This window comes from Sphingobacterium gobiense (assembly GCF_002980575.1).
In the GTDB taxonomy this organism is placed as follows: Bacteria; Bacteroidota; Bacteroidia; order Sphingobacteriales; family Sphingobacteriaceae; genus Sphingobacterium; species Sphingobacterium gobiense.
On record NZ_PVBS01000002.1, the window covers coordinates 252,750 to 277,058 of the forward strand.

General features: G+C 43.4%; 21 protein-coding genes and 1 tRNA gene. 15 read left to right on the top strand and 7 right to left on the bottom strand.

What is annotated here, in order from left to right; translation table 11 throughout:
• Positions 1-30: 30 nt before the first annotated feature.
• The 6 genes from C5749_RS10250 (at position 31) to C5749_RS10275 (ending at position 9,215) form a co-directional block, all read left to right on the top strand.
• Positions 31-1,455, top strand: a complete 1,425-nt coding sequence (locus tag C5749_RS10250) for a RagB/SusD family nutrient uptake outer membrane protein (RefSeq protein WP_245893707.1) — start codon at positions 31-33, stop codon at positions 1,453-1,455.
• A gap of 34 nt (positions 1,456-1,489) precedes the next feature.
• Complete coding sequence (locus tag C5749_RS10255; protein ID WP_181151344.1) at positions 1,490-2,848, top strand: FAD-dependent oxidoreductase; 1,359 nt, start codon at positions 1,490-1,492, stop codon at positions 2,846-2,848.
• 21 nt (positions 2,849-2,869) lie between these two features.
• Positions 2,870-3,979 (top strand): hypothetical protein, encoded by a 1,110-nt coding sequence (locus C5749_RS10260; protein ID WP_105725740.1) that lies wholly within the window; start codon positions 2,870-2,872, stop codon positions 3,977-3,979.
• A 74-nt stretch (positions 3,980-4,053) separates the two neighbouring features.
• Positions 4,054-6,354, top strand: a complete 2,301-nt coding sequence (locus C5749_RS10265; RefSeq protein ID WP_245893709.1) for an alpha-L-rhamnosidase-related protein — start codon at positions 4,054-4,056, stop codon at positions 6,352-6,354.
• A 41-nt stretch (positions 6,355-6,395) separates the two neighbouring features.
• On the top strand, positions 6,396-8,513 hold the full coding sequence (locus C5749_RS10270; protein ID WP_105725742.1) for a M3 family metallopeptidase: 2,118 nt from the start codon (positions 6,396-6,398) through the stop codon (positions 8,511-8,513).
• Positions 8,514-8,633: 120 nt separating this feature from the next.
• On the top strand, positions 8,634-9,215 hold the full coding sequence (locus C5749_RS10275; RefSeq protein WP_105725744.1) for an outer membrane beta-barrel protein: 582 nt from the start codon (positions 8,634-8,636) through the stop codon (positions 9,213-9,215).
• On the opposite strand, the gene C5749_RS10280 is transcribed toward C5749_RS10275, so the two are convergent.
• Both C5749_RS10280 and truA read right to left on the bottom strand, forming a co-directional pair.
• On the bottom strand, positions 9,216-11,042 hold the full coding sequence (locus tag C5749_RS10280; protein ID WP_105725746.1) for an ABC transporter ATP-binding protein: 1,827 nt from the start codon (positions 11,040-11,042) through the stop codon (positions 9,216-9,218).
• Positions 11,039-11,806, bottom strand: a complete 768-nt coding sequence (gene truA, locus C5749_RS10285; protein ID WP_105725748.1) for a tRNA pseudouridine(38-40) synthase TruA — start codon at positions 11,804-11,806, stop codon at positions 11,039-11,041. Before truA ends, C5749_RS10280 begins: the two co-directional genes overlap by 4 nt.
• Positions 11,807-12,231: 425 nt before the next feature.
• Between truA and C5749_RS10290 the strand changes: the two genes are divergently transcribed.
• Both C5749_RS10290 and C5749_RS10295 read left to right on the top strand, forming a co-directional pair.
• Positions 12,232-12,783 (top strand): DUF4293 domain-containing protein, encoded by a 552-nt coding sequence (locus tag C5749_RS10290; RefSeq protein WP_105725750.1) that lies wholly within the window; start codon positions 12,232-12,234, stop codon positions 12,781-12,783.
• On the top strand, positions 12,780-13,241 hold the full coding sequence (locus tag C5749_RS10295; protein WP_245893710.1) for a hypothetical protein: 462 nt from the start codon (positions 12,780-12,782) through the stop codon (positions 13,239-13,241). The genes C5749_RS10290 and C5749_RS10295 overlap by 4 nt, the downstream gene beginning before the upstream one ends.
• A gap of 33 nt (positions 13,242-13,274) precedes the next feature.
• Here the strand turns inward: C5749_RS10295 and C5749_RS10300 are convergent, their stop codons facing one another.
• Positions 13,275-13,814, bottom strand: a complete 540-nt coding sequence (locus tag C5749_RS10300) for a hypothetical protein (protein ID WP_105725752.1) — start codon at positions 13,812-13,814, stop codon at positions 13,275-13,277.
• Positions 13,815-13,917: 103 nt separating this feature from the next.
• On the opposite strand from C5749_RS10300, the gene ung reads away from it, so the two are divergent.
• Positions 13,918-14,589, top strand: coding sequence for a uracil-DNA glycosylase (ung, locus tag C5749_RS10305; protein WP_105725754.1), 672 nt, complete (start codon positions 13,918-13,920; stop codon positions 14,587-14,589).
• Here the strand turns inward: ung and C5749_RS10310 are convergent.
• Positions 14,586-15,662: a DUF6695 family protein gene (locus tag C5749_RS10310; RefSeq protein WP_105725756.1), complete on the bottom strand. Its 1,077-nt coding sequence runs from the start codon at positions 15,660-15,662 to the stop codon at positions 14,586-14,588. The genes ung and C5749_RS10310 overlap by 4 nt on opposite strands.
• 15 nt (positions 15,663-15,677) lie before the next feature.
• Positions 15,678-16,148 carry an Lrp/AsnC family transcriptional regulator gene (locus tag C5749_RS10315; RefSeq protein ID WP_105715438.1) on the bottom strand — a complete coding sequence of 157 codons (471 nt, stop codon included), beginning with the start codon at positions 16,146-16,148 and terminating at the stop codon, positions 15,678-15,680.
• Between the two features lie 330 nt (positions 16,149-16,478).
• On the opposite strand from C5749_RS10315, the gene sufB reads away from it, so the two are divergent.
• From sufB to sufD, 3 genes are read left to right on the top strand one after another with little or no spacing between them, the layout of a single operon-like run.
• A complete protein-coding gene (gene sufB / locus C5749_RS10320; protein ID WP_105715439.1) occupies positions 16,479-17,930 on the top strand; it encodes a Fe-S cluster assembly protein SufB in 1,452 nt (483 codons plus the stop codon).
• 28 nt (positions 17,931-17,958) lie between these two features.
• A complete protein-coding gene (sufC, locus tag C5749_RS10325; RefSeq protein ID WP_105725758.1) occupies positions 17,959-18,717 on the top strand; it encodes a Fe-S cluster assembly ATPase SufC in 759 nt (252 codons plus the stop codon).
• Positions 18,718-18,764: 47 nt separating this feature from the next.
• Complete coding sequence (gene sufD, locus C5749_RS10330) at positions 18,765-20,072, top strand: Fe-S cluster assembly protein SufD (protein WP_245893712.1); 1,308 nt, start codon at positions 18,765-18,767, stop codon at positions 20,070-20,072.
• 121 nt (positions 20,073-20,193) lie between these two features.
• Here sufD and C5749_RS10335 read toward each other — a convergent pair.
• Together C5749_RS10335 and C5749_RS10340 are read right to left on the bottom strand one after the other, a co-directional pair.
• Positions 20,194-20,266: transfer RNA gene (locus C5749_RS10335), tRNA-Gly, on the bottom strand.
• A 64-nt stretch (positions 20,267-20,330) separates the two neighbouring features.
• A complete protein-coding gene (locus tag C5749_RS10340; RefSeq protein WP_105725762.1) occupies positions 20,331-21,866 on the bottom strand; it encodes an NAD(P)/FAD-dependent oxidoreductase in 1,536 nt (511 codons plus the stop codon).
• Positions 21,867-22,309: 443 nt separating this feature from the next.
• Here C5749_RS10340 and C5749_RS10345 point away from each other — a divergent pair, with 443 nt between their 5' ends.
• From C5749_RS10345 to C5749_RS10355, 3 genes are all read left to right on the top strand, one after another.
• The gene (locus C5749_RS10345; protein ID WP_105725764.1) at positions 22,310-22,888 is read left to right on the top strand and encodes a LemA family protein; all 579 of its coding nucleotides are present in this window, start codon (positions 22,310-22,312) and stop codon (positions 22,886-22,888) included.
• Between the two features lie 41 nt (positions 22,889-22,929).
• Entirely contained in the window at positions 22,930-23,394 is a 465-nt protein-coding gene (locus C5749_RS10350) for a TPM domain-containing protein (RefSeq protein ID WP_105725766.1), read from the top strand.
• A 67-nt stretch (positions 23,395-23,461) separates the two neighbouring features.
• Entirely contained in the window at positions 23,462-24,256 is a 795-nt protein-coding gene (locus tag C5749_RS10355; RefSeq protein ID WP_105726985.1) for a TPM domain-containing protein, read from the top strand.
• Positions 24,257-24,309: the final 53 nt, after the last annotated feature.

Below are 24,309 nucleotides of genomic sequence, written 5' to 3' on the forward strand. Positions count from 1 at the left end.
CATAGGATGAAGAAATTGAAATTAAATACGATGAAGAGATTAATATGCATGTGGGGTATAGTTGCACTTTTTGTAGCGTGCGAAAGGGCCCTCGAAGAAACGCCCAAGCAAATTGCGGAGGAGAATTTCTATAATACGGCGGAAGAAGTGGAAGCCGCAGTGAATGCGATTTATAGCCCGTTGCGTAAAGACCTCATGCCGAACTATATTGCTGCGCTGGAGTGTCATTCAGACTGGATGTATGGTCGTGGCAGTTGGACTCCCCTGAGCAACTACCAGGGGCTGGATGACGCGAACATAACGCGCGTCCAAGGTTTTTGGAACGGTTTCTATCTGGCCATTAGGAACGCAAATCTGGTTATCTTGAATGTGGTAGAGGGGGAAGCGTTTGCGGAATACGTTGCCGAAGCAAAGTTTTTGCGTGCTTTTTCCTATTTTCAGTTGGTCAGGAATTGGGCTGGTGTGCCGTTGCGTACCGAAGAAACAATGGACGTAAAGGATCTTCCACGCAGTACAGAAGAAGAAGTCTATCAGTTAATTCTGGATGATTTGGCAGCAGCGACGATATCGCTGCCAGAAACTGCAGCGGTTAGTGGCCGTCCTACTAAATGGGCCGCTAAAACACTACTGGCCGATGTGTACTTGCAATTGGAACGCTATAACGAAGCCGCTGAACTAGCCAACGAAGTTGCCCAATCAGGTTTTAGTTTAGTAAGCGTGAGTAGCCCCGAAGACTACCAATATAAAATTTTTGGGCCGGATATCACCACAAGCACCGAGGAGATTTTTGCGCTGAAGTACGCACGTCTTCCTGCTCAGGGCAATTACATTTTGTGGATATCCAACCATCCAAGTACCAAACTGCTCACAGCAGGTGGGACAGGCGCTTATGCCGTCCATGGCGATGCGACCAACGCGAATTATATCGCGTGGAATAACGATGATATCCGCAAGCAGCTCTGGGACCAGATTAACTTTGGTTTGGGACCAAATACGCTGGTTAGTTCAAAGTATGTGGATCCAGATGCGCTTGATGCGAATACGGCAGGAAATGACCTACCCATCTATCGGTTATCAGATGCTTTGCTGATCTTCGCGGAAGCATCTGCAAAAGCTGAAAATACGGTCAACGCCATGGCAATGGAAGCACTGAACAAGGTGCATCGTAGGGCTTATGGCTATGCGCCGAATACGCCAGCTCCCGTCGATTACGATCCGGCCGATTATGACAGTGACACCTTTGTGGATCTCGTTATACGGGAACGGGGATATGAATTCATATATGAAGGAAAGCGTTGGTTTGAATTGAAGCGAACCGGAAAATTGGATGAACTTATTCAATATGGCAAGGGAAAACCGATCGTTCAAAAACATTTACTTTGGCCGATACCTCTTTCTGAGACAAATTATAACCATGCTATTGACCCGGCGACTGATCAAAATCCCGGATATTGACAACAATCTAGAACCCTTAAAAGGAATGGACAAAATGAAAAGAAGGTCAGCGATAGCCACATTGGGCGCAATCTCTCTAGGATTGACTACACCTCGGTTACTCAAAGGAGAGGTGCTACAAGGACCACGTATAATCAAAAAGGAAATGCTCACTACCGATATCTTGGTGATCGGTGGCGGCACAGCCGGCGTCGTAGCTGCGGTGCAGGCCGGAAGGGCGGGAAAGAAAACTATTTTGGTTGAAAACGGAAGTATGTTAGGCGGTACTACCACGACCGGTGGAGTCGCGTTTCCCGGTATTTTTTTCGCATGGGGCAAGCAGGTTATTGGCGGCATCGGTTGGGAAATGGTGCAGGAAGCCGTTGCATTAAATGACGACAAATTACCTGACTTTTCCGTTCCTCACGGTCGCCAACATTGGCATCATCAAGTGCGTCTAAATGGTCCGCTTTATGCGATGATGATCGAAGATAAATGTGTGGAGGCAGGTGTGAACCTGAGGTTTTACGAAACACCGGTAGAGGTCGTGCAACATAAGGAAGGCTGGAAAGTAACGACGATCGGAAAAGGAACAAAAACGGAGATTTTCTGCAATCAATTAATTGATTGCACTGGAAACGCATTTGCGGTCTCGCTGGCAGGATTTAACTTGCTGCGGGAGAAAGAGACACAGCCGGGAACGTTGATGTTCCGTATTGGTGGATATTCCATAGATCAACTCGATATGAACCGGATTAAGGATGAATTTAACGCTGCGGTAAATCGTGGTGACCTGATTAAAGGCGAGTTTCTAAATGTTGAATCTTTGCTTCGTAACGCCGGTGATAATGTGCAACACATCGCGGGCGCTGATGCCACCACGTCTGTATCGCACACTATTGCAAACATCAGCGGGCGGGCATCGCTGTTTAGAACACTGAAGTTTCTTCGAACGCTGCCAGGTTTAACGGGTTTAAAGGTGTTGGATATGCAGAACGAAACGGCCGTCCGGGAGACTTATCGCATTGATAGTATTTACCAGGTTACCCATGAAGATTACGTTATGGGAAGAATTTTTGAAGATGCAGTTTGCTATTCTTACTATCCAATAGACCTTCACGACGAACAGGGGGTTATTCCCAAGCATCTAGAAGAGGGGCGGGTTGCATCCGTGCCGTTAAGGGCCCTTATACCAAAAGGTAGCCGGAACTTGATCGTTGCGGGTCGTTGTATCGGGAGTGACCGTTTGGCAAATTCAGCTTTACGTGTCCAGGCTTCCTGTATGGGTATGGGGCAAGCGGCTGCTGCTGCCGCCGTATTAGCGCACACGCAAGGTAAAACACCTGCGGAGGTTGCGATGTCGGATCTGAAGAAATTATTGACGGAACACGGCGCTATCGTGCCGGCAGGATAGTTAGAAAGATAAGATTTGCTCATGAGGTTTTTAAAACCCATTTTTATTATGCTCCTTGTTTTCTATGGAGTTACTTCGACTTTTAGCCAGCAGCGTCAGGAAGACACCATTTGTTATTTCACCACACCCACGTTGCCGCAAAATGTTGCTGATGTCAATAGTATACTCATCGATACAGGAGGGGTTTCAGCCCCAAAAGACACCCTTTTTCAATTATTGACTGCAGGGGGCGATCCGATATCGTATTATCGGAAGATAAGCACAGAAGTCTGCTTTGACGGGTCTTGTCGATTGCTTAGGGTAGACCTCTATTGGAACGTGACGGGTCGATACCTTGGATTTGAATTGTCTCCAAAGGAATTTTTAAGCAAAGCGGAGCATGAACCTTTCAATGAACAGGAGTACCAGCAACTGCACGCTATATTGGCCGATAGTCTTTCGCCCATAGGCAATTTCAATTACCAAAATTTAATTCCGCAGAACAGCGCGGCTGAAGGCGTGGATGCTGTAACCCGTCCGACATCCAAAGATGTACTGCCATTTGTCGTAAAAGGAGCGGTCTTTACCACCCACAAGATGTGGAACCTCGTTTATGGGCAGGTGCAGCGGGATGTTGAACACGCAACTGAAGCTGCGCTGAATCCTGGATTTCTACTTGATCTGCTGAATAGCGATGATATCTGGGATAGGTATTGGGCACTGGATCGAATGCATATGTTGTCAGACCACCCACTTCAAGTGAAAGATAAGGTCGTTGGTTTTTTATGCGACAGTTCATACAACCTTGTATTACATGCTCTAACTGTTTTACCAAAGGAGTGGGGTGAAGATTCCTCCTTCCAGCAGAAATTATGGTTAGCATTTGACTGCGTTCCCGCGGCATTGAAACCAAAGGTGATGGAGAATCTTGGCACATACAAAAAACTAGACAGATCAATTATGTTGGACATTACCGACCGCTTGCCAACAATGTATGGTCCCGTATTGACTGCTGCACTGCAGTGTCTACGAAATTATCTCCAGAAAGAGCCGGAAATTCTGCGGCGTGTAATCGCGTTGCAGGATCATAATAATCCATATATAGCTAAGCAAATTAAGAAATTCCTTCAAGAAGTTCCAACGATTGATTAATTTGCGAAGGATCAAAGTGAGGATCCAAAAGCAATTAAAATAGTCCAAAATAAACCTGATAAAGAAAACGTAGTATGAAGACGAGCCGAATGTGGTTATTAGCATTTTTTTCTATTGTCTTATTTTCTAACCAGATTGCGGCCCAACAATGGAAAGGTAAGTGGATTGGATTAGCGTCTCAAGATACCAATTTAACGAACATCTGGGCCGGTTTTCGGAAAGATTTTAACATAGACAGATTGCCCAAACAAGCTATAGCAAAGATTGCGGTGGATAGTAAATATTGGCTTTACGTCAACGATAAACTCGTCGTATTCGAAGGTGGATTAAAAAGAGGGCCTAATCCGAGCGATACCTACTACGACGAAGTGGATATTAGCAAACATCTTAAAAAAGGCAGCAATACCATAGCAATTAAGGTGTGGTACTTTGGAAAACATGGTTTTTCACACCATAGTAGTGGTAAGCTGGGACTTTTGTTTGATCTGCAAAGCGAAAAGTTTGAACTTTACAGTGACAACAGCTGGCTTGTCAAACGGTTGGTGGAATACCAGTCGGCACCAGGAAAGGAACCTAATTTCAGGTTGCCTGAGTCCAATATTCTTTACGATGCCCGCTTGGGGAATCAGGGTTGGTATAGCAGCGAAGGAAAGTTGACTTCTTTCGAACCAGCAATAGAGCACGGTGCTTTCGGATCTGCACCTTGGAATAAACTCGTTAAACGACCGATTCCACTATGGAAGGATTTTGGTCTTAAAGCATTTCGTTCCCAAGACATTGTCCGAAAGGGAGATACGATCATCTGCAAACTGCCATACAATATGCAGTTTACCCCCTATTTTGATATCGAGGCCAATGCAGGAGACTCGATCCACATCGTTACCGACAACTATCTATATTATAACGGTTCAGCCGAAAATTTACGTGCAGCGTATATCGCTAAAAACGGTCGCCAGCAATACGAAAGTCTGGGATGGATCAATGGGCACATGCTGTACGTAATCGTTCCCGAACATGTCAAGATCAATCAGCTCATGTTTCGCGAAACGGGCTACGACACGGAATTCACCGGATTTTTTGAATGCTCCGATCCCTTTTTCAATACGCTTTGGCAAAAGGCGGCCCGTACACTCTACATAACCATGCGTGACACCTATATGGATTGCCCCGACCGTGAACGAGCGCAATGGACGGGAGATGTCGTGCTTGAAGCGCAGGAAGCTTTCTATACGTTGGACCCTTCTTCGCACGCGCTGGCAAGAAAGTGGCTGTACGAGCTGATTGGTTGGCAAAAAGCAGACGGTGTGCTGTTTTCTCCAGTGCCTGCTGGCAACTGGGATAAAGAATTGCCCGATCAGGCACTTGCGAGTATCGGATATTATGGGATTTGGATGTATTATATGCATACAGGCGATAAGCAGGTCCTCCAGGATCTGTATCCAGCTATCCAAAAGTACATTTCGCTCTGGGAGAAGGATAAAGAAGGTTTGGTTCTATTGCGGGAAGGGGGATGGCAATGGGGTGACTGGGGAGAGCATAAAGATATGTTACTGCTTTATAACCTCTGGTATTATTTAGCTTTGAAAGGAAGTTATCTGATGGCTGATGAAATGGGCTATAAAGAGGACATGCACCGGATCGGGGCTGAAATGAAACAATTTAAACAGACCTTCAACCAGCGATTCTGGAATGGGACAGCTTACCGAAACCCCTCCTATAGCGGAAAGACAGATGATAGGGTGCATGCCTTAGCCGTTCTCGCCGATATTGCTGATAAGAACAAATATGATCTTATTCTTGATGTCTTTTCGAAACAGGAGCATGCAAGTCCTTATATGGAGAAATATGTGTTCGAGGCGATGTACAAGATGAGGCAACCTGGTTTGGCTAATGCCCGTCATAAAAAGCGTTTTGCCGAAATGGTCAATAACCCTAATTTTACCACCCTGTTCGAAGGTTGGGGTATCGGTAAGGATGGATACGGAGGGGGTACCATAAACCATGCTTGGAGTGGGGGAGGGCTTACCATTATGTCTAGTGAGGTTTGTGGCATTAAGCCATTAGAGCCGGGATATAAAACGTTCTCGGTGACGCCCCAACTAGGTGATCTGTCGTTTGCCAAAGCCAAGGTTTCTTCTATCAAGGGAGAGATAGAAAGTGCTATCACGCAATCTGCTAATCAAATGACAGTAACGTTCAATGTCCCTAAGGGTACAACGGCGGTTTTTGAGCTTCCTTTGAAGGAGTATACATCTATTCTTATCAACGGAGTTCCTGTCGACGACGCCATACAAAAAGGAAAAATAGCTGTACGAAATTCAGATGGGCAATGGATCCTTCCAGAAGGAAAATGGGAAATTAAAATAAGTATCTAATTCGTAATCCTTATCTTTGCCGAAAAACTAAACAACAACGAATGAATAAATTAAAATTCTTACCATTTTGTATCGTCGTTGCGACAGTAGTCGTGGGTTGCCAAGAGACGGATAATACCCAAAACGAAAACAACCCGTTGCTATCGGCTTATGACACCCAGTTTCAAGTGCCACCGTTCGACAAAATTAGGGACGAGCATTTTCGACCAGCGTTCAAAGCTGCTTTAGAACAGCACAATCAAGAAGTTGATGTTATTGTAGACAATACAGAAGAGCCTACTTTTCAAAACACCATCGTGGCTTTAGAACACGCAGGGAGCTTGTTAGGAGATGTTTCGCGCGTATTTTTTAATCTAAATTCAGCGAATACAAACGATTCTATTCAAGCAATAGCCAAAGATATGGCACCTGTATTGTCGGCACATGGGGATGAGATATCGTTGAACGGGAAGCTATTTGCGCGTGTAAAATCTGTATACGATAACCGTGCTTCTTTAGCGTTGGATGCAGAAGACGCCAAACTATTGGAAGAAACATATAAAGGGTTTGTTCGCGCAGGAGCAAATCTTTCCGAAAGTGATCAAGAGAAACTGAAGAAAATCAATTCCGAATTATCGGTGCTGACGAATGATTTCGGACAAAATCTGTTGGCTGAAACAAATGCCTACGAATTGGTTGTAGATAATGAAGAAGACTTGGCTGGGCTTCCCGCCGCTTTAAAACAGGCGGCTGCCGATGCGGCTAAAGCGAAAGGTAAAGAAGGAAAATGGGTGTTTACCCTTCAGAATCCTTCTGTAATGCCTTTTTTACAGTATGCAGATAACCGGGAATTACGTAAAGAAATTTGGAATGCCTACCAAATGCGGGGCAACAATGACAATGATAACGATAACAAAGAAATCCTGCTTAAAACAGCAAATCTTCGTCTAGAGAAAGCAAAATTATTGGGTTACGATTCACATGCCGCATATGTGTTGGAAGAAGCCATGGCAGAAAATCCAACGAATGTGTATGCGTTATTGAATAAAATATGGACACCGGCGTTAGCTAAAGCAAAAGTGGAGGCGGCTGATATTCAAAAGGAGATCGAGGCCGCCGGCGGAGATTTTCAGGTAGCGCCGTACGACTGGAGATATTACCAAGAAAAAATCCGCAAAGCAAAATACGCTTTGAATGAAGAAGAGATCAAGCCCTATTTTAGTTTAGCAGCAGTACGGCAAGGTGCGTTTGATACTGCTAATAAGTTGTTCGGTTTGCATTTTGTCGCCTTGAGCAATGTGCCGACTTACCATGAAGAGGTCGAAGTATACCAAGTGAAAGACAAAAATGATAAACACTTAGGATTGCTTTACGCCGATTTCTTCCCTAGGGAATCCAAAAGAGGAGGAGCCTGGATGACGTCTTATCGCTCGCAGCATACGAAAGATGGGGAACGTGTCGCTCCTGTCATATCCATTGTGTGTAACTTCACAAAGCCTGTTGGCGATGAGCCCGCGCTATTGACATTTGATGAAGCGACCACTTTATTCCACGAATTTGGACATGCGTTGCATGGTTTGTTGTCGAATGTGAAATACCGTAGTTTAGCCGGTACAGCAGTGTCGCGCGATTTCGTGGAGCTGCCATCGCAGGTGATGGAAAACTGGGCGGCCGATCCACAAGTGTTAAAAACGTATGCTAAGCATTATAAAACGGGAGAAGCTATTCCCGAGGCTTTAATAGAAAAGATGGAACAGGCAGGAACGTTCGACCAAGGGTTTGCAACGGTAGAGTATGTTGCTGCCTCATTGTTGGATTTGGATTATCATGCCACAACGAAACCTATCGAGGGTGATGTGAACGCATTTGAGACGGCCGGGATGCAAAAAATCGGATTAATTGATGCTATTATTCCGCGCTATAGAAGCACTTATTTTCAACATATTTTCTCCGGCGGATATTCTGCAGGTTACTATGCTTATATCTGGGCTGAAGTATTGGATTCCGATGCTTTTGCAGCGTTTAAAGAAAATGGTCTTTTTGATCAAGCTACAGCGACTTCTTTCCGTGAAAATATCTTAGAACGAGGTGGTACCGGCAATCCGGCCGAAATGTACAGGCAGTTTAGAGGTCAAGACCCTGATCCGATTCATCTCATGAAAAAACGAGGACTGGATTAAGAAAAACAGCAACCGTTATTTATATGGTTGCTTTTTCGTTGTAACGTCGCAAGCCTATTTATTGACTATTTCTTTACAATAGTCAATAAATAGGCTTGTCGCCTTTATATATATTTGCATATGCTAAATAGTCTAGCCATCCGGCAAATTTTGCTTATATTATTGTGCTTACTTACAGGAAATAATGTTTTTTCACAAGTCGGATTCGGCGTGAAATTAGGGGGGAATTTATCTGGTGCTGACGCACTTTCTTTTCGTTCATCGAAACGTTTGGGTGTTCAGGCTGGTGTAGTGATGAGCTATCACTTTCTTCCGAATATGGCCATCCAAGTAGAACCGACCTTCAACCTAACCCGTGTACGGGCAAATTCAGAAACCGTTCATGAAACCAATGGTATTGATAAAGGAAACAAAGCCCTTCATTTTTTTGATTTACCCGTGTTGTTTAGGTTAGATGTTACACCCGGATTTGCGCTGTTGGGTGGGGCAGAGTTCAATTCGCTTTTAAATGAAGACAGGTACCGTTTGCAAAACGGCGAGCTGGCTTTTAAGGGGGGAACCCGGCTAGGATACACTGTCGGACTAGAATTGGGAAAGTTCTATTTTCGTTACCGTGGATTTGAACGCTCAACTAACGTGCACCGTAGTTGGACAACAATGATTCAGCAATACCAGGTTGGTGTAAGGTGGCGTATTTTATGATTATATACCTAGTGAATTAAACTGAAGATCGTAAAGCTTTTTGTAATAACCATCTTCGATAGTGAGAAGCTCTCGGTGTGTGCCAATTTCTTTGATTTCTCCTTTATCAAAAACGATGATTTTATCCGCTCGTTGAATAGTAGACAGACGGTGTGCAATAACGATAGCTGTTCTGCCTGCCATCATCTTTTCGATAGCGGTCTGAATGAGTAATTCGGTTTCTGTGTCGATAGATGATGTCGCTTCGTCTAGGATCAATATCGCGGGGTCATGCACCAATGCCCGAATAAAAGAGATTAACTGTGCCTGCCCTGAAGATAGTGTAGCACCTCGTTCCTGTACTTGATAATCGAAACCTCCGGGCAGTCGCATAATAAAGTCGTATGCTCCAACCTTTTTAGCCGCTTCGATAACTTCTTCCTCGGTAATATCCGAATTATAAAGGGTAATGTTATTGAATACGGTGTCGGAAAACAGGAAAACATCTTGTAAAACAGTGGCTATGTGTTGACGGAGAGAATCGAGTTTGTACGCACGTATATCTTTACCGTCTAATAAAATACGACCTTGCTGTATTTCATAAAAGCGACTGAGTATATTAATGGTGGATGATTTCCCGGCGCCTGTGGCCCCAACTAAAGCCAGCGTTTCTCCAGGCTGGACGTGGAAGCTGACATTTTTCAACACCCATTTTTCTTGGGTAGAAACGTCTTTTTCATCGGTAATGGAGCTATCCGCCTCTCGGCGGATGGTTCCTTCGTTATAAGTAAACCAAACATTATCGAACTCGATTTCGCCCGCTATGTTATCTGGCGAAAAGGTTCCGGTGTCCGGCGTAAATTCTTTGGTATCTAATACGTCAAATACCCGCTCTGCGGAAACCATCCCCATTTGTAGGGTGTTAAATTTATCTATTAGTTCTCGAATAGGTCGGAAAATCATGTTGATGTACATTAGGAAAGCAACCACGACTCCCGGCGAAATAGCATTGGCAAGAATCTGTTTCGATCCATACCATACCAAAAGACCGATCGCAATAGCGAGGATAATTTCCAAGACAGGGAAAAAGATAGAGAAATACCAATTCGCGCGGATATGTGCATCTCGATGCTTGCTATTGGCGGTCTTAAACTTTTCCATTTCTTGCTTCTCCCGTGAGAAATACTGAATAATAGCCATACCGCTGATATGTTCCTGTAAGAACGTATTCAGGTTGGATACCCAGGTACGCACGTCCACGAAAGCCGATTTCATCGATTCCTTGAATATATAGGTCGCCCATATCAAGAGTGGCATAGGAATGAGCACGATAAGCGTCAATTGCCAATCCGTATAAAACATGACGCCTGCGATAACGACAAGCTGTAGCAGATCGCCAATAATTTGAATCAGCCCTTGGGAGAAAATATTGGAGATTGTCTCCAGATCGGAGATCGTCCGCGTGATTAATTTGCCGATAGCCGTATTATCAAAGTATTTTAATCGTAAATTAATGATATGATTAAATACCTGTATACGGATATCACGAATAACGTTTTGCCCCAATACGTTTGTCGCCAGCGTATGATAATAGCGGATCACCGTTTGTACGATTAGCAAGGCAATCATGATAATTAGCATCCATGTAAGCCCCGTAGCATCCGCTTTTAGGATATATTTGTCCAAGGTATATTCCACAAGCATGGGCAGCGCAGGTGCTACCGCAGCCAACAGAATGGTTAATATGACGGAAGCCCAAAATATACCTTTGTAGGGACTCATATAGCGAGCCATCCGTTGGAGGAGTTGGGAGTCGTATGTTTTGCCGGTTATTTTTTGTTCGCTCAAAATGTTGTATCAATATAAGGATAAACGATTTTTGTTAAATACAGGCCGTGTGCCGGCACTGAGGTGCCAGCTTTTGATCGGTCTTTGCTACCGATGACGTCCAGTATAAATTCGGGCGTTTTCTTCTTCAGGCCGATATCCAATAAGGTACCCACGATGGCCCGAACCATATTCCGCAGAAATCGGTTAGCGGTAATGTGAAAAACAAGCCCACCATTTGTTTCTTGCCAGTACGCCTGTGTTACGGTACATATATTTGTATATACTTGCGTATGACTCTTCGAAAAACATTCGAAATCCTGGGTGCCCACTAGAAACGCAGCGGCTTGATTCATAAGGGCTACGTCAGGAGCGTCCCGTAATTGCCAGGATTTGTTTAATAAAAAGGGGTTTTTGCAAAAATGGACATGATATTCGTAAGCTCTTTCCGTTGCATCGAACCGGGCATGTGCATCTTGCTCTACGGGAAGGATGCGGTATACTGCGATATCGTGAGGAAGTAGCGCATTTAGCGAATGCAGAAAACGGTCCTCGTTTTTTGTTCTGCCCACTGGTATATCCAGATGGACAAATAGTTGTTTAGCATGCACACCGGTATCTGTCCTACCCGCACCGACGGTTTCTATCGGATACCGCAAAATTTTATGGAGCGCTTCATTTAATCTTTGCTGCACCGAAATAGCGTTCTCCTGCACCTGCCAGCCGTGGTAGGCCGTGCCGTCATACGCAATCTCCAAAAAAAAACGTTGTAATGAGTCTTCCACTTCACAAAGGTAATTATTTTTTTATGCACCTTTTTTAGAAAAAGGTGCGCAAAAATCATCGCTTCGAATATTTGAGAGGAGGGGTATTGCTAAGGATGGGTTTCTACATACCTCAAACATTCGGATGCGACCTATTATGTTAATTAGGGGATAGTACAAATGCGTATATGACAACGGACAATACCGTCTGTGGGTACGCGGGGTTAAATCGGCCTAGCACTGTTCCGCGACCAGCTTACGCAGGATATTCCGTTAAAAACAGAATGATATTTGGCTCGGTTTTAACACGCGTAATCGCAAAGTGATATGGATTATTTTATTCACGCAATGCACTACCCCCCCCCTTGGCACTAAAGGTCACATCCAGAGATTTGACGACTGTAGAAATTTATTTTTAGCACTTTCTAATATGTCAAATATCTGAAGTGACGAGTTTTTTGCTTCTTTTTTACGGGAAAAAAGAAGATAAAACTATCTTTGTTAAACAAGAAGAAAGTTTAGTTATGATTCAACGTATTCAAACATTATGGCTGTTAGCAGCCGCTATTATTTTATTAGGCCTTTTTGTTTTTCCCTTTGTGAGCTATATTGACTTGGTGGGTCTTGGTAAACAAATCTATGTTACGGGAATATATTCTTCAAATAATAATGAATCTGTCCGGGAATCTACATCGATTGCATTGGCAATTTACGCAGGGATTGTGACCATTGTACCATTACTGATTGTCTTCCAATACAAAAACAGAAAGAGACAGGTGCTTTTCATTATGGTAGAAATTGCATTAATTGTGTTGTTGGGAATATGGATGTGGAGTACCGCACATACCACATTGGATGTGATTAACCAAAAGGTGCGAGCAGGAAATATTGGTGTGGGCTTTTTCCTTTTGCCTATTGCTATAATCTTTTTAGGAATGGCTATAGGGGCCATTCGTAAGGATGAAAAATTGATAAAATCAGCCGATCGTTTGCGATGAAAAGTGTAATATATTTTTTGTTTTTATCGTTAGGTTGGCTCTCTCCCTGTACGCTTTTAGCACAAGAACAGGAACCCGTAAAAAATATACAGGACGACATTCAGGTTGACGTAAAATCGGTAAAGACATATGCTGACGGCGATAGCCTTTCGATTGAACTGTTTCTCATTTCTTATCAAATGGATCCGCGAGAATTTAAACTGAATACGTTTGCCACGCAGATTGTAGATAGTGAAGGGGATAGGCACCTATTCTCCACCATGAAGATGGGGCGTGTGCTGGTGCAACTAGCAGACAGGCAAAATTACTTACATTATTTACTGGAAGAAGATGTACCCGTACCTTTACTTATACAGGTTGGGGATTGGAATGGAAAGAAAGTATCTAAAGTAATACTCGTGTTTGAAGATAGCAAAGAGGAAGGAAGATTTATAACACAAGAGGTTGACTTACGCTAGCCAACCTCTCGTGTTATTTTTTATCGGACAACGTTATCTAGAATACCTAAATTGTTGTTTATCCATCAGCCCCATTTGATTCTTCATCATTTTAATCTGATCAGCGAGCAGTTTATTTTTGTCAGCCTTTTTTGCTTCGGCCAAAAGTTTCTCCGCTTCGCGTTTATTACGTTTTGCCATTGCTACACCTGCCAAGCTTAATTTTGCCAAGGCGATATTGTGACTCATATGTAAGCCCAACGACAGCGCCTTCTTAAAATACTTTTCCGATTGTAGAGGCGCGCGTTGCGACTCTAGAATGCCCAATAGCATGTGGTAGTATCCGTGTTGGGCACTGATAAGTTGCTTCTCGTAATTCTTGATATTTCTCAACCATTGTTCCGCTTTCCCCATGTTCTCTTTTCTGAGATACCATTGTGCGATGAGCATGTTTTCATTAAAAAAAACAGTAACCCAAGCTAGAATCGTAATCAAAATTCCTAAAATACCCCATCCCCAATGGCCGAACCAAAATAGCGCTACTGTTCCAATTAAGAGAAAGCTGCTAAGGACAATGCGAATTATATTTGACATATTAATTTACCTAAAATAAAATTATGCACAAATATCCGGTTATTTTGGAGCTTATCCAACTTGTTTACGTGATAAAATTGTAAAATTTATTTAGGTTTGTATTATGGCAGAACGTTACGACCCCAGCTGGGAGCCCATCTTGAAGCCGTTGTTTCGGCTAGACTATATGCGGGCCCTTTCGACTTTTGTACAGCATGAACGGAGGCAAGCCGTAGTCTTTCCGCCTGAACATCTCGTGTTAAATGCTTTTAGCCTAACCCCCTTTAACGAAATTAAGGTTGTCATACTCGGTCAAGATCCTTATCATAATGATGGGCAAGCCCACGGATTATCTTTTTCGGTGCCGGAAGGGATCGCATTACCGCCATCATTAAAAAACATCTATAAAGAACTAACATCCGATATTCCAGGTTTCCGGTATCCGACTTCCGGGGACCTAACAAAATGGGCTAAACAGGGAGTTTTACTGCTGAACGCTACACTTACCGTGCGCGCACATCAAGCAGCCTCCCACCAGGGACGAGGTTGGGAAGAGTTTACCGATCAAATCATTCACTTGATATCTCAAAAGTCGGAAAATGTGGTTTTCATGTTATGGGGGAGCTACGCACAAAAGAAAGCTATGCTGATCGATTCTCAAAAACACTTGATACTGAAAGCTGTTCATCCATCGCCGCTGTCGGCGCACAGAGGTTTTTTTGGCTGCAAGCATTTCTCCTACGCGAATGCCTATTTACAATCCAAAGGCAGAGAGCCTATAGATTGGCAAATTTAAGCGAAACGTTCTTTTAGCAGGCTAAACTGATAGTCCTGATTTGCCAGACGTTGTAAATGGTGGATACGTATCTTTCTTCCATGTTGTTTGATATGCGTAAAGAGAAGATGACTGTCGTAAGTGATTTCAAACGGTTGCGATAAATCGAACGACTCCATTGCTTCACCGAGAATGACATACTCTAGCTCCCCTTTTGTCGTAAACCGCCTAATAATGACTTGATCTTCTGTCGTAGGTTGTATACTGAACCATGCACCATCACCCACACCACCTAGATATTGGGCGTCTTTTGGTACAGCAATAGGTCTGGATGTGAAGTTCATACAGCCGATGATCAAGTCGTTGGGCAAAAGATTTGCTTTCTTTTGTGTCACATTGTCGCCCAGTTTCTTTAGCAAAAAGCCAAAAGATTGCCACCGGTTCATTCTAAAGTGTCTTAGCCCTTGCTCAGGCGAGAATGAATAAATCATGCGATTTGGAACTACATTCACCACATTGCTGATGGGGCTGGCTTTAATCGTCTCCGGGAAGTTAATACTGTGTCGCCAGGTATACTGTTTGGATGAACGAATGAGCATACGGGCAATAAAACGTGAACAATTATTGTTGTTGCGAGCCACAGCGCCGTATGGAAAAGTCCCCTGATGGACGCAGTCATCCCCGTACGCTTTTGCAAGTTCAAAGTTAATATGACGAGCGATAGAAAAATAAAGGACACCGTCTCCGTACATGGCGGGTTTCAATGCTTCGAACTGTTCTACAATTTCTTCGAGGTTGCTAATATTATTTTTTTTAAATTTAGCCTTGAACTTTATCTCCAGACGGGGGTCTGAAAATTTGGAGCGTGCACGGCCATATCCTCGAGGCGTGATATACCGTCCAAAATCATAGAAGAGCATCTCGCCTGTTTCCCGCTTGATTATAACGATCCCCGTATGACCTACTTTGAAATTTAAGTTTTTTACAATGCCGATCTTCCTAAAAAACATCATCCATTTTTCGTCCCCGCGGATGGTGGCATCAGGCCATGTTAGGATAAGGGCTATGTCATTATACGTTATGGTCGGCTGCATAAATTTCCGTTTACATTAGTACTCCAAAGGGATGATGGGTTCTTTTTTGCTGGTCGACATGATCATCATGGTTTGGAAAGTTTTGACGAAGGGGATTTTTGAAATCTTTTCCATAATAACCGCTTCATACGCTTTGATATCTTTTACGTAAACTTTTAACATAAAGTCGCAATTTCCGGTAACATGATGACATTCCGTTACCTCGGGGATGGTTTTAACTGCTTCTACAAACTCCGGGATTGCATTGTGCGTATGAAAATCTAACGATATTTGGATAAATGATTTAATGCCCAACCCTAATTTTTCTTCGTCTACAAACGCATGATAGCTTTTAATAAACCCTGAGTTTTCTAATTTACGCACACGTTCCAATGTAGGAGCGGGCGAAAGGCCGATGTTTGAAGCCAACTGCAGGTTGGTAATTCGTCCATTTTCCTGTAAAAGTTTCAGGATTTTCAAATCTGTTTTATCCGGTTGATATGGCATTTCTACAATCAGCTAACGTGAATATTATATTTTACAGAATGTAAATATACGGAATATTATTTGGCGAACAAAAAACTTCATAATCGCTTGTTTGTTATAGATAAAATTTATTGTACTTTATTTATGTTATTGTTAAATGTTATCTTGAATCATGATAATGTCAAAAAGATAAAGTCGATACGCATTTAAAAGCGCAGAAATGACTTTTGTCATTTTTTTTTCTAAAAAGTACGTTGGAATGGTCGTTAGCTTAGGGTATGTCGTCTATTAATCGTATCTTTGTTGTCCAAATTAAGGTAGGAATCGCCGAATAAAAAAAGGGGTAGAGAAATGAGTACCAAAGACGATGAATTACTAAAGGAGCTAGAGCTCGAGGAATATAAATACGGTTTTACGACGGATATCGAGATGGAGATAGCCGCCAACGGGCTAAGCGAAGATACCGTTCGTTTTATTTCTGCAAAGAAAAACGAACCTGAGTGGTTGCTCGAATGGCGATTAAAAGCTTTGCGTCATTTTTTGACGATGAAGATGCCAGCATGGCAAAACTTTGAGAGTCCGGAGGTGGATTTTCAAGCTATTTCGTATTACGCGGCACCCAAGCCGAAAAAACAACTGGAAAGTCTTGACGAGGTAGATCCAGAGTTGCTTTCAACATTCGAGAAGCTAGGAATCCCATTGGACGAACAAAAGGTTCTGGCTGGCGTGGTGGCTGTTGATGCCGTATTTGATTCTGTTTCCGTGAAGACTACATTTCGGGAGAAGTTAAAAGAGCAAGGTGTTATTTTCTGTTCTTTTGGTGAAGCTGTACAGGAACACCCCGAATTGGTGAAAAAATACTTAGGCTCCGTGGTACCGCAAACGGATAATATATACGCCGCGTTGAATTCCGCGGTCTTTTCAGATGGTTCTTTTGTATACATCCCAAAAGGTGTAAGATGTCCAATGGAGCTTTCTACGTATTTCCGTATAAACGCGCAGAACACCGGGCAGTTTGAACGTACATTGATCGTTGCGGAAGAAGGCTCATACGTATCCTATCTGGAAGGATGTACAGCGCCAATGCGTGATGAAAACCAACTGCATGCTGCGGTGGTTGAGCTGATTGCTGAACGAGACGCGGAAATTAAATATTCGACCGTACAAAACTGGTATCCCGGAGATAAGGATGGCAAGGGCGGTATCTATAATTTTGTGACGAAGCGTGGTATTTGCAAAGGTGACAACGCTAAGATTTCGTGGACACAGGTAGAGACAGGTTCTGCGATCACGTGGAAATATCCTAGTGTCATTTTAAAGGGGGATAATTCTGTAGGGGAGTTTTATTCCGTTGCGATGACGCGCAATAAACAGATTGCCGATACGGGGACGAAAATGGTACACCTCGGAAAAAATACCCGTTCTAAGATTGTGTCTAAAGGTATCTCTGCCGGTCAGAGTCATAATAGTTACAGAGGGTTAGTGAAAATTGGACCCAATGCAGATAAAGCTAGAAACTTTACGCAATGCGACTCCTTATTAATTGGAGACCGCTGTGGAGCACATACATTCCCTTACATAGAAAACAAAAATCGCACAGCGATGTTGGAACACGAAGCAACAACATCGAAGATTGGTGAAGATCAGGTTTTTTATTTAAACCAAAGAGGGATAGATCCGGAGAAAGCTGTTGGTTTGATCGTTAACGGCTATGCCAAAGAAGTGTTAAATCAGCTGCCCATGGAGTTTGCTGTAGAAGCACAAAAATTATTAGCGATTTCTTTGGAAGGATCGGTAGGGTAGTAATTTTCAAATTTCCAAATTCAAAAAGATGTTATCAGTTAAGAACTTACACGCCTCTGTTGAAGGCAAACAAATATTAAAAGGGTTAGACCTAGAGGTCAAAGCAGGAGAAATTCACGCTATTATGGGGCCTAACGGTGCTGGGAAAAGTACTTTAGGAAATGTGCTAGCGGGTCGCGACGCGTATGAGGTTACGGAAGGATCAGCGATATTGGATGGTGTTGATCTGTTGGATCTAGCGCCGGAAGAACGTGCTCGGGAAGGTCTTTTTTTGGCGTTCCAATATCCAGTGGAAATCCCCGGCGTATCCAATATTAATTTCTTGAAAACGGCTGTAAACGATATTCGGGAGTACAAAGGTCTGCCACCGATGGAAGCAAAAGAGTTTTTACAAACGGTGAAAGAAAAGCAGAAACTGGTAGATTTCTCGGCGAGCCTTGCCAATCGTTCTTTGAACGAAGGGTTTTCAGGCGGTGAAAAGAAACGTAACGAAATATTCCAACTAGCGATGTTAAATCCGAAACTGGCTATCCTTGATGAAACGGATTCTGGTCTTGATATCGACGCGTTACGCGTTGTAGCAAATGGTGTAAATCAGTTGCGTTCCGAAAACAACGCGTTTGTGGTCATTACACACTATCAGCGTTTGTTAGATTACATCGTGCCCGATTTTGTCCACGTATTACATAACGGACGCATCGTGAAGACAGGGCCAAAAGAATTGGCGTTAGAGTTGGAGGAAAAGGGTTACGATTGGCTAAAAGAATACGACACGCAAACCGCTTAATAAATTTATCAATGGATAATTTGGACAGCGGATTGATAACAAAGAATATGAGTACAATAGTTGCAGATTCATTATATCAACAGTTGGTTTCGGTATTTCAAGAGTCGGACACGCAAGGACCGTCCTATTTGACTACGTTGCGCCGAGAAGCTTTTGAACGTTTTCAACAGGAAGGTTTTCCGACCGTTAAGAATGAGGAATGGAAATATACCAACATACATTCGTTAATCAATTCAACCTATGCTTTAGATGCACCGGTAGATGTGGATGCGTTGGATACGCGTAAAGCGGATATTCAAGGGTTAGATGCCCATCGGATTGTGTTGGTTAACGGCCAGTATATTTTAGCGTTACCTTCGTTTGAAGATGAAATAGGTCTAGTAATAAAGCCCATTAACGAAGCTTATACAGAAGCTAACTTTGAAAAACACTATGCGCAGCATGCCGATAAATCGGATAATGTAATGGTGCAGTTGAACACCGCGCTAAGTACAACAGGTGTATATTTATCGGTCGCTAAAAACAAAGTGATTTCCAAGCCGATCCATATCGTGCATGTAGCTACGGGAGCGGATGCATTTTTTGCCCAAACACGTAATCTGGTTGTGGTAGAACCCCATGCGGAGGTGGAAATTATAGAGTCTTTTGTCACGATGGATGGCGCTGCAAAAAATGTGCACAATAAAGTGACGGAAATCGTTGTAGAGGAAGGAGCAAAAGTACAGCATTACTACCTGCAGGTGGCTGACAAAGCGAGCCATTACATGATGCATACAGAAGTTTACCAAGCACAAAACAGTCTGTATAATAACTATAATTGTAATTTGCCAGGAGCGTCTTTCGTGCGGAATAACATTCATGTTCGTTTAGATGCAGAACAGGTGGAATCGCATCTGTACGGTATCAATTTGACGGCAGGCCAACAATTTGTAGATAACCATACTGTTGTGGATCATATGAAACCACACTGTGAATCTTACGAATGGTATAAGAATATCCCGCAGGACGAATCCATTGCGGTGTTCAACGGTAAAATTTTTGTTCGCGAAGATGCACAGAAGACAAATGCCTTTCAGCAAAATAATAATATGCTTATCGGTGATAAGTCAACTGTGTATTCAAAACCGCAGCTAGAAATCTTTGCGGATGACGTGAAATGTTCTCATGGTTGTACGATGGGGCAGTTTGACGATGATGCATTGTTTTATTTGCGCGCCCGCGGTATCGGTGAAGAATCGGCCCGTGTGCTATTGGTACATGCCTTTGCATTTGATGTAACGTCACGTTTCTCCAACGAAATTGTTCGTCAATATATAGAGCACTTAATAGAAGAAGGATTGGAAAAAGCGAAGTAGTTTTCCATTCATACTATAGTTTAATAAAGGCGTCAGAATCGAATTCAGACGCCTTTATTTATTTTCCGGAGGTGGTATGTAAACAAAAAAGCCGCTGGAATTTCCAACGGCTTTTGTTTTGAGCGAAAGACGAGATTCGAACTCGCGACCCCAACCTTGGCAAGGTTGTGCTCTACCAACTGAGCTACTTTCGCTGATTGTGGTACAAAGATAGCGATTCGGTATATATCTGTCAATAGCTTTTTGAATTTTAATATCTCAGATAGCATCCACACAATTGATGCCGTCGACGGCTGCTGATACAATTCCACCGGCGTAACCTGCACCCTCCCCGCAGGGGTATAGACCAGAAACTTCCGGATGTTGCAAAGTCTCCTTGTCACGCGGAATCCGAATGGGGGAAGATGTCCGGGATTCAACGCCCACCAAAATAGCTTCATTGGTATAATATCCCTTCATCTTTTTACCAAACAGCGGGAGCGCTCCACGCAATGCTTGATGCACAAAAGACGGTAACACTTCGTTAAGATTAACACTTTTTGTCCCTGGCTTATAGGAGTTCTCAGGGAGTGTTGTGGAGACTTTTTGTTGTACAAAATCGACCATACGTTGTGCCGGAGCAACCAGGTTGCCTCCCCCTATATGAAACGCTCTTTGTTCTATTTCTTGTTGAAATCGCAAGAGCGCGAATGGATCCAATAACGAATTGGGCACATCTTCTAAGTTAATCTGCGTAACGGTACCCGAATTGGCATGCGGATTATTCCGTTTTGACGGAGACCAACCATTTACGACGATTTCCCTATCTTCCGTAGCACAGGGGGCAATAATTCCTCCCGGGCACATACAAAATGAAAACACACCGCGCTTGTTGACCTGTTCTACCAGGCTATAGTAAGCGGGTGGCAGATTTTCCGGACGTATAGTGCAATGGTATTGTGCTTGATCAATGATTTCCTGTGGGTGTTCGATCCGAACGCCTAATGCAAAAGGTTTAGCTTCTATCAACCAACTTTTCCGCTGAAAAAGATGGAAGATATCACGGGCAGAATGTCCCGTAGCCACTATGACGTGATGTGCGTGTATCGTGTCTCCTAACGACGTGCGTACTCCTTTTATCTTTCCGAAATCGACAAGAATATCATCTACCCGACAATTGAATCTTATTTCTCCTCCATGTTCCAAAATGGTATTACGCATATCTTCAATGATATGGGGGAGCTTATTAGTGCCTATATGCGGACGGGCGTCGACCAAAATATCATGTGGAGCACCATGCTGTACAAAAATTTGCAGCACTTTATCAACATCGCCGCGCTTGTTGGAACGTGTATACAACTTGCCATCCGAATACGTGCCTGCCCCACCTTCGCCGAAACAATAATTGGATTCGGGATTTACTACACCCTCCCGATTTATCTTTGCTAAATCTCGTCTTCTGTCCTTTACGGGTTTTCCGCGTTCCAATACAATAGGTTTAAGCCCCCGCTCCAAACATCGGTATGCGGCAAACAGACCCGCCGGCCCAGCTCCAATAATGATGACCGGTGCGGCATCATGTACACGCTTAATAGAGGAAGTGAATACTTCCGGAAAGTGGGGTTCGTCGATATAGAAAACCACCCGAAGACGATATACCACTTTGCGACCCCTAGCATCAATAGAGCGTTTACGGACATGGTGTCCCTTTATACGAGCATGTTCTACATTTAGCTGTTCCGAACCTACCGCGATAAGGTAGTCGGTGTCGTGGATTTGATCCGGAGATACGGTAACTTCAATTTCTTTCTGCATAATGACGATGGTTGGGTTTTTATCCCAAAAACAATACAAAGGTAGTTTCTTTTCTTTTTTCCTTGACGAAAAAAGAAACAAAAAAGTCAAGGCTTGCAAGGTTCCGCTACCTTTACTTGTCTATTCCTAAACAGCATGAAACTCGCTGCGCTCAAACAACATGCTGTTTTTAACGGAATAGTTTGCGTAAAGCCGGCCGCGGAACAATGCTAGGCCGTTACAGCCCGCATCACCGCGAAGTCTTATTGACCGTTTTTATCTACGCATAGCACTATCCCCAATTAACATAAAAGGTCACATCCAAATGTTTTACAACTGTACAAACTTATCTCTGCACTATCCCATATGTAAAACATTTGAAGTGACGAGGTTTTTGCTTCTTTTTCACGGGGAAAAAGAAGAATAATTGTTATTTTTATAAAAATTTGAATAAAACGTTACAGATGAAAAGATTACTTATTGCAATCGTAGGTTTGTTTACAGCGCTGTCGTTCAGCTCTTGTGGGTATAACACCATGGTCTCTAAAGATGAGAATGTAAAAGGAAAGTGGGCGCAGGTAGAAAACGCCTACCAACGCCGTGCGGACTTGATTCCTAATTTAGTAGCAACGGTAAAAGGTGCTGCTGAACACGAAGAGGGGACATTAACGGCTGTTGTGGAAGCACGTGCGAAGGCTACTTCCGTTACAGTTGATCCATCTAATCTAACGGAAGAGTCTATTGCTAACTATCAGCAAACGCAGGATGCATTGTCACAGTCCATAGGCAGATTGTTAGTGAGTGTAGAGGCTTATCCAGATTTGAAAGCAAATTCGAACTTTCAAGAATTGCAGGTGCAGCTAGAGGGAACGGAAAACCGTATTTCCGTAGAACGCCGTTCATACAATGAAGCCGTTCAGGATTATAATACGACGGTGAGGAGCTTCCCAAATAACATTATGGCCGGAATCTTCGGCTTTAAACCGAAAGGGACGTTTAAAGCGGCGGAAGGCTCTGATAAGGCACCGACGGTTGCGTTTTAGTACACATTTTAATAACGGAAAGTTGAGTAGGAGGGTTTGATATGGATATATTTTCAACGGAAGAACAAGATCGTATTGTTCACGCTATCAGTGTAGCAGAGGCAAAAACGTCGGGTGAGATTCGACTCGTAATCGATAAAAAATTAAAGGCATCTTCTGCCATGGAAGCGGCGGTTGCCTATTTCGAAAAATTGGAAATGCATAAAACGGGATTAAACAACGGGGTGCTTATCTATATGGCAATGGATGATCACGAATTTGCTATGATAGGAGACCGTGGTTTAGATACAAAATTAGAAGCCAATTTCTGGGATGAAACCCGGGAATTGATGATTTCTTTCTTCCGCCGTGATGATATCGTCCAAGGACTCATTGAAGGGATACACCACATAGGGGACCAGTTGCAGCGCTATTTTCCTCGTGGTGTTGATGACGTGAACGAACTTCCAAATGATATTTATTTTGGGAACCTGCATGAGCGACCAGTCAAAAAAGGGCATGAATAAAAAAAGCGCATACAAGCTTCATTGCCTTATGAAGACAAGTTGTTTTAATGAAAAAATTAAAAATCCAATGCAGTTATATATAGTGTTTAAGCCGGCCATCAAATGGATTGGGAGTGTGTTTTTTGTGTTATTGGGCTCGATTTTTTCGCTTATTGCACAAAATTTACCCGACGCACCAAACCAGTTGGTTACGGATTATACCGGGACGTTGAGCCGCACTGAAGTACAAGCATTAGAGCGAAAGTTACGCGCATTTGAAGACTCGACATCAACGCAAATTGCCGTCGTATTGCTTAGAACAACAGACGGTTATGACGTGGGAGACTATGCCGTTCGATTAGGACAAAAGTGGGGTGTCGGCGGTAAAAAGTACGATAATGGGGTTATTTTGTTGGCTGCGTTGGAAGATAGAACAGTTACTATCCAAACAGGTTACGGTATGGAAGGCGTCTTGCCGGATATCATCGCGCATCGGATTATTCAGAATGAAATAAGACCCAATTTTAGTCAACAGCAATATTATCAGGGCCTCGATGCAGCAACAAACGCGATAATCGCGTATACAAAAGGTGAATACAAAGCTGACGCTCGGGAACGGCGAGAAGGTGGCGATGGTATACCTGTTATCTTGATCGTCATTATAGCGGTCATCATTATATCCCTATTTTCAAAAGGGGGCGGCGGAGGCGGTGGACGTGTGATGACAGGCAGAGGCGCTTCAAATATCTTTTGGTGGACATTGCTTAGCGGTTTGGGTAGAGGTAGCGGCGGCGGCGGCGGTTTCGGTGGAGGAGGAAGTGGCGGCTTTGGAGGTTTTGGTGGCGGTGGCTTCGGTGGGGGCGGCGCTAGTGGACGTTGGTAATTTGTGAAAACGAGTAGCGAAGTCTCAGGATAGTAGACGACATAGTAACAATA

Excerpts from the sequence above, each read along its gene's own strand:
- C5749_RS10250 (WP_245893707.1), top strand. The coding sequence starts at position 31 with ATGAAGAGATTAATATGCATGTGGGGTATAGTTGCACTTTTTGTAGCG.
- C5749_RS10255 (WP_181151344.1), top strand. The coding sequence starts at position 1,490 with ATGAAAAGAAGGTCAGCGATAGCCACATTGGGCGCAATCTCTCTAGGA.
- C5749_RS10260 (WP_105725740.1), top strand. The coding sequence starts at position 2,870 with ATGAGGTTTTTAAAACCCATTTTTATTATGCTCCTTGTTTTCTATGGA.
- C5749_RS10265 (WP_245893709.1), top strand. The coding sequence starts at position 4,054 with ATGAAGACGAGCCGAATGTGGTTATTAGCATTTTTTTCTATTGTCTTA.
- C5749_RS10270 (WP_105725742.1), top strand. The coding sequence starts at position 6,396 with ATGAATAAATTAAAATTCTTACCATTTTGTATCGTCGTTGCGACAGTA.
- C5749_RS10275 (WP_105725744.1), top strand. The coding sequence starts at position 8,634 with ATGCTAAATAGTCTAGCCATCCGGCAAATTTTGCTTATATTATTGTGC.
- C5749_RS10295 (WP_245893710.1), top strand. The coding sequence starts at position 12,780 with ATGAAAAGTGTAATATATTTTTTGTTTTTATCGTTAGGTTGGCTCTCT.
- C5749_RS10300 (WP_105725752.1), bottom strand. The coding sequence starts at position 13,814 with ATGTCAAATATAATTCGCATTGTCCTTAGCAGCTTTCTCTTAATTGGA.
- ung (WP_105725754.1), top strand. The coding sequence starts at position 13,918 with ATGGCAGAACGTTACGACCCCAGCTGGGAGCCCATCTTGAAGCCGTTG.
- C5749_RS10310 (WP_105725756.1), bottom strand. The coding sequence starts at position 15,662 with ATGCAGCCGACCATAACGTATAATGACATAGCCCTTATCCTAACATGG.
- C5749_RS10315 (WP_105715438.1), bottom strand. The coding sequence starts at position 16,148 with ATGCCATATCAACCGGATAAAACAGATTTGAAAATCCTGAAACTTTTA.
- sufB (WP_105715439.1), top strand. The coding sequence starts at position 16,479 with ATGAGTACCAAAGACGATGAATTACTAAAGGAGCTAGAGCTCGAGGAA.
- sufC (WP_105725758.1), top strand. The coding sequence starts at position 17,959 with ATGTTATCAGTTAAGAACTTACACGCCTCTGTTGAAGGCAAACAAATA.
- sufD (WP_245893712.1), top strand. The coding sequence starts at position 18,765 with ATGAGTACAATAGTTGCAGATTCATTATATCAACAGTTGGTTTCGGTA.
- C5749_RS10340 (WP_105725762.1), bottom strand. The coding sequence starts at position 21,866 with ATGCAGAAAGAAATTGAAGTTACCGTATCTCCGGATCAAATCCACGAC.
- C5749_RS10345 (WP_105725764.1), top strand. The coding sequence starts at position 22,310 with ATGAAAAGATTACTTATTGCAATCGTAGGTTTGTTTACAGCGCTGTCG.
- C5749_RS10350 (WP_105725766.1), top strand. The coding sequence starts at position 22,930 with ATGGATATATTTTCAACGGAAGAACAAGATCGTATTGTTCACGCTATC.
- C5749_RS10355 (WP_105726985.1), top strand. The coding sequence starts at position 23,462 with ATGCAGTTATATATAGTGTTTAAGCCGGCCATCAAATGGATTGGGAGT.